We start from the raw sequence: 4894 nt of genomic DNA, 5'->3' as shown, positions 1-4894 counted from the left end.
CCAAAGGCCTGCGCACCCGCTTCCTCGAACTTGAAGGTGAAGTAGCCGAGCATGCAGCCGATGTCGCAGACCTTCTTGCCGGTGAAATCAAGCTGAAGTTTCAGGATGTTCTCCCAGCTCTTCGCCGAGTCCGTGAACCCGCCGATGACGACCTCCCCGCCAACCTCTACACGCTGATAGAACGGATTATAGGCGCCCGACTCGGCGATGGCCTTGTACAGGGCCTCGTGCTCGGGGCGCAGGGCCGGATGCTTTCGGTCGATCAATTCCGCGACGGAGGCGACGATCTGCGCGGGATCCTCCACCAGCTCGAAGCCGGGAAGAGGTGGCTCCAGCCGGCCGCAAAAGCCCTTCTCGTGCTCTTTCTTCAGCAGGGCCAAGGTCTTGTCGTCCCTGGACTTCGCCACCTGCTTCGCAAGCTGCGCCTGCCGCAGGATGTACTGCTTCTCGCGCACCTCCCGCGGCGGGTTGAGATAGAAGCACTTCAAAAGCACATGGTCGCCATAGCAGTTCAGCAGCGCCTCCTGGAACGCCAGAAAGATGTGCTGGAGGCTGAGCCAGCATCCCTCCAGGACGAGATTACGGTACCGGAGTTCGCGCAGCGTGCGGAGAAAGACGGACTTGTACTCGCCCTGGATGATGTCGCTCGGCTGACGGAGCCCCACATTCGGGATGCCCAGCTTTGTGGCGATCTCCACGTTGATCCCGTCCAGGCGCAACAGCTCGCAGCCCCATTCATCGCAAATGCGCTGCGCCACCGTGGACTTTCCCGCTGCCGGCGCACCGGCGATCACCACGGCCTTGGGCGAGTGAGAATATATCATCCGAATCCCCCTGCGTCATTTCAACTCAGGGCAGATGCGCACCGGGCACGCACCGCCGCCTGCAATGCAAGCAAAAAACATTCCAGCTCTCCGCTTGCCGGGCAGCGCGGCTAGTCGCCTTTCTTCCTGTCGTGGATGTTCTTCATGGTGACGCCCGCCAGGCAGCCGCACAAGAGGCCGAGGCCCAGCATGCGGCCCATGTTGGCCTCGGGCAGCAGCCAGCCGATGATGACGGCGACGGACCCGCCGATGATGATGCCGCGCGCCAGATAGTTGAGGGTTCCGACAAAGCGCTTGTCCTCGGGAGTCAGGCTCAAGTCCTCGCCCGTGCCCTTCTGGGCCTCTTCTTCCTTGCGTTCGCGTTTGGCCTGTTTGCCCATGCGTCCTCTCCTTCTATGTTGGCTCCACGGCTGTGCCGCCTCTTCGGCGTAGCGGCGGATAGAACCACAAATCCGCCCCTGGCTCAAGTGCCGCACACGGTCAAGGGACGCACGGCGGCGCATGGCGACCTTGACATCGACTTTCAATTTCACTATCTTGATGGTGTAGGCGCTGGTCCGGGTGGGCGCGTCGAAACAAGGAGTACAGGCGTATGTGGCAAGACATCGTGGTCTACGCGATTCTGGCGTTGGCCGGGGGGCTCATTTCCTGGCGCTTCTACCAGAAGTTCACAGGAAAAGGCTCCTGTTGTGGCGGCGGCTGTTCGTGCAGCGGCTCGTGCCCGTCCGGAGCTGCTCCGCTCCCAGGCGGGAAACCCGCTGGACCCGGCCTGCCCATGAGCGGCGGCGGTTCCTGCTGCTGCCGCTGAGGGGTCTACAGCTTCGCCCGCTTACCGGGCACATGACGGCCTGACGACCGCCGCATTTTCACCATCAAGGAGACTCTCATGGAAGCCTGCAACACCCTGCGCCGCGCGCAGGTGAACAAGAAACTCCGCATCTGCTCCATCGGCGCCGAGGGTGAACTGGGACGCAGAATCCGCGACATGGGGCTCATCCCCGGGGCGGAGGTTACGGTCGTCGGCAAGGCTCCGCTGAAGGACCCCGTGGCCCTGCGCCTGCGCGACTTCACCCTGACCCTGCGCAACAGCGAAGCCGACCACATCGTGGTGGAAGCGGCGGAGTAGCACGTGCCTGAACAAGTCTTAACCATTGGTCTTGCCGGCAACCCCAACTGCGGCAAGACCACTCTTTTCAATGCGCTGACGGGTTCGCACCAACACGTGGGCAACTGGCCCGGCGTGACGGTGGAGAAGAAGATGGGCCACGCCCACGTGGGCGAAGTCGCCATCGACGTGGTGGACCTGCCGGGCACCTATTCCCTCACCGCCTATTCCGAAGAAGAAAAGGCCGCGCGCAACTTCCTCATCGAGGAACGGCCCGCGGCGGTCATCGGCGTGCTGAACGCCGACGCCCTGGAGCGCAACCTGTACCTGGCCGTGCAGATCATGGAGCTGGGCGTGCCCCTGGTGCTGGCGCTGAACATGATGGACGAGGTGCGCAAGCGCGGCAAGGACATCGACACCGCGCTTCTGACGCGCCTGACCGGCTGCCCGGCGGTGGAGACCGTGGCCCGGCAGGGCAAGGGCAAGCGCGAGGTGCTTGAGGCCGCCCTCGCCCTGGCGCAGCAGCGCGCCGGGGTCTGGACGCCGCTGCGCATCTCCTACGGGCCGGACCTGGACCCGGTGCTGGAGGAGATGGAAGCCATCGTGGAGGCCCAGGGCATCATGGAGGGCAAGGTGCCGCCGCGCTGGGTGGGCATCAAGTACCTGGAGGGCGATCCGAGCGTCATCCGGCGCGGGCGCGAGGCCGACGCGGCCACCTCCCTCAAGCTGGAGGCCCTTTCCGCCAAGGTGGCGGACCACCTGCGCAAGACCCTGGGCACCAGTCCGGACGCCATCATCGCCGACTACCGCTACGGCTACATTTCGGGCATCACCAAGCAGGTGGTGCGCTATCCCAACATCAACGTGGAGCGCATCCGCCTTTCCGACCGCATGGACCAGGTGCTGACGCACCAGTTCGCCGGGCCGCTGGTCATGGCGCTGGTCATCTACCTGCTGTACACCCTGACCTTCGCCGTGGGCAAACTGCCCATGGAATGGGTGCAGGGGGCCTTCAGCTGGCTGGGCGACAGCCTCTCCGCCTCCCTGCCAGATGGCCAGCTGCGCTCGCTCCTCGTGTCAGGCGTCATCGCCGGCGTGGGCGGGGTGCTGGGCTTCGTGCCGCTCATCATGATCATGTTCTTCCTGCTCTCCGCCCTGGAGGACACGGGCTACGTGGCGCGCATGGCCTACATGCTGGACCGCGTGTTCCGCATCTTCGGCCTGCACGGCACAAGCGTTCTGCCCTTCATCGTGTCCGGCGGCATCGCGGGCGGCTGCGCCGTGCCCGGCGTCATGGCCACGCGCGCCCTTAGAAGCCCAAAGGAGAAGCTGGCCACGCTGCTCACCGCGCCCTTCATGACTTGCGGGGCCAAGGTGCCGGTGTTCCTCATGCTGGCGGCCGCGTTCTTCCCCGGCAAGGAGGCCGCGGTCATGAGCGCCGTGACCCTGAGCGCCTGGGTGGCCGCGCTGTGCGTGGCCAAGCTGCTGCGCTCCACTGTGGTGCGGGGCGAAAGCACGCCCTTCGTCATGGAGCTGCCGCCCTACCGCATGCCCACCCTGCGCGGCCTGTGCATCCACACCTGGGAACGCTCCTGGGAGTACATGCGCAAGGCGGGCACCATCATCCTGGCCATTTCCATCCTCATCTGGGCGGCCATGACCTACCCGCAGCTGCCCCAGGCCGAGACCAAGGCCTTTGCGGACCGCGTGCAAACGGCCGAGGCTAAGGCCGAGGAGCTGAAGGCCCAGGGGCTTGAGGTTCCGGCCGAGGTGGCGGAAGCGGCCAAGGCAGTGGAGGCCGAAAAGTCCGAGGCGACGCTGCGCAATTCCTTCGCCGGGCGCGCGGGCGTGGCCCTGGAGGCCGCAACCGCCCCGGCGGGCTTCAACTGGCGGGTGAACATCGCGCTTCTGGGCGGCTTCGCGGCCAAGGAAGTCATCGTGTCCACCCTGGCCACGGCCTACTCCCTGGGCGAAATCGACACCAAGGAGGCCGCGCCCCTGTCGGCCATGCTCTCCCAGGACGAGAGCTTCTCCAAGGCGGCGGGCCTTGCGCTCATCGCCTTCGTCATCCTCTACGCCCCCTGCTCGGTCACCATCGTGGCCATGGCCAAGGAGGCGGGCTGGAAGTGGGCCTTCTTCTCCATGAGCTTCAACACGGCCCTGGCTTACGTAGCGGCCGTGGTCATCTACCAGGCGGCACGCCTGCTGGCCTGAGTCCAGCCGGGCCGACGCCGAAATCTCCCCCTCCGTTCGCGCTCCGGCTCCAGGGATGCCCCTGGAGCCGGGCGCGGCACTCCCGGGCTGCTGTGCGGCCGCTTTTCCGGTTTCCGGCCTTCCCTTTTGCCCCCAAACCGGATACCGAAGGGGAAACAGCGCATCCCGCGCGCCCCGGCCCCGGCGCGGCCCCAGGCCGCCCGCACCATCCATGGCCGGGCTTCACCCCAACACAGGAGCGCACATGCCCCTTGAGCTGAACACCGTCCACACCAATGACGCCCCCGCCGCCATCGGCCCCTACAGCCAGGCGGTGACCTGCGGAAACATGGTCTACCTGAGCGGCCAGCTCGGCAGCGATCCCGCCACCGGGATCATCCCCGAGGACTTCGCCGCGCAGGCGCGCCAGGCTTTGACCAACCTCAAGGCCATTGTCGAGGCCGCAGGCTCAAGCCTTGAGCGCGTGGTCACCGTGGACGTGTATCTCACCGAGATGACCAACTTCGGCGCCTTCAACGAAGTCTACGCCGAGTTCTTCTCCAAGCACCGCCCGGCGCGCGCCGCCATCGGCGTGGCCGCCCTCCCGCGCGAGGCCCAGGTGGAAGTCCGCTGCATCGCCGCCCTGGCCTAGAACCTGGGCCTGAGTAAAAGAAAAGGCGGCTTCCCTCATGCCTGGGGGAAGCCGCCTTGTTCTTTTGTAAAGCCGCTCTAGGAACAGCCGCAGCCGGAATCGCCGGAGCCGCAACCGCCG

6 protein-coding genes are annotated in these 4894 nt (G+C 65.9%); 4 read left to right on the top strand and 2 right to left on the bottom strand.

Features of this window, described 5'->3' with window-relative positions; all coding sequences use genetic code 11:
- Together VN419_RS00045 and VN419_RS00040 are read right to left on the bottom strand one after the other, a co-directional pair.
- Positions 1-824 (bottom strand): hypothetical protein (locus tag VN419_RS00045; RefSeq protein WP_325643122.1); only part of this gene is annotated, 824 nt, incomplete at its 3' end.
- A 110-nt stretch (positions 825-934) separates the two neighbouring features.
- Positions 935-1204, bottom strand: a complete 270-nt coding sequence (locus VN419_RS00040) for a hypothetical protein (RefSeq protein WP_325643120.1) — start codon at positions 1202-1204, stop codon at positions 935-937.
- 212 nt (positions 1205-1416) lie between these two features.
- Between VN419_RS00040 and VN419_RS00035 the strand changes: the two genes are divergently transcribed.
- From VN419_RS00035 to VN419_RS00020, 4 genes are all read left to right on the top strand, one after another.
- Positions 1417-1632, top strand: a complete 216-nt coding sequence (locus VN419_RS00035) for a FeoB-associated Cys-rich membrane protein (protein ID WP_325643118.1) — start codon at positions 1417-1419, stop codon at positions 1630-1632.
- A 78-nt stretch (positions 1633-1710) separates the two neighbouring features.
- Positions 1711-1950 (top strand): FeoA family protein, encoded by a 240-nt coding sequence (locus tag VN419_RS00030; RefSeq protein WP_325643116.1) that lies wholly within the window; start codon positions 1711-1713, stop codon positions 1948-1950.
- A 3-nt stretch (positions 1951-1953) separates the two neighbouring features.
- Positions 1954-4143: a ferrous iron transport protein B gene (feoB, locus tag VN419_RS00025; protein ID WP_325643114.1), complete on the top strand. Its 2190-nt coding sequence runs from the start codon at positions 1954-1956 to the stop codon at positions 4141-4143.
- 244 nt (positions 4144-4387) lie between these two features.
- The gene (locus tag VN419_RS00020; protein WP_325643112.1) at positions 4388-4774 is read left to right on the top strand and encodes a RidA family protein; all 387 of its coding nucleotides are present in this window, start codon (positions 4388-4390) and stop codon (positions 4772-4774) included.
- Positions 4775-4894: the final 120 nt, after the last annotated feature.

Source organism: Humidesulfovibrio sp., assembly GCF_035560995.1.
GTDB lineage: Bacteria > Desulfobacterota > Desulfovibrionia > Desulfovibrionales > Desulfovibrionaceae > Humidesulfovibrio.
Note: the sequence above shows the minus strand (reverse complement) of the source record. Positions and strands in the feature narration are given on the sequence as shown.

What these genes read in the sequence shown, in the direction of transcription:
- VN419_RS00030 (WP_325643116.1), top strand. Translation starts at nt 1,711, where the DNA reads ATGGAAGCCTGCAACACCCTGCGCCGCGCGCAGGTGAACAAGAAACTC.
- VN419_RS00020 (WP_325643112.1), top strand. Translation starts at nt 4,388, where the DNA reads ATGCCCCTTGAGCTGAACACCGTCCACACCAATGACGCCCCCGCCGCC.
- VN419_RS00040 (WP_325643120.1), bottom strand. Translation starts at nt 1,204, where the DNA reads ATGGGCAAACAGGCCAAACGCGAACGCAAGGAAGAAGAGGCCCAGAAG.
- VN419_RS00035 (WP_325643118.1), top strand. Translation starts at nt 1,417, where the DNA reads ATGTGGCAAGACATCGTGGTCTACGCGATTCTGGCGTTGGCCGGGGGG.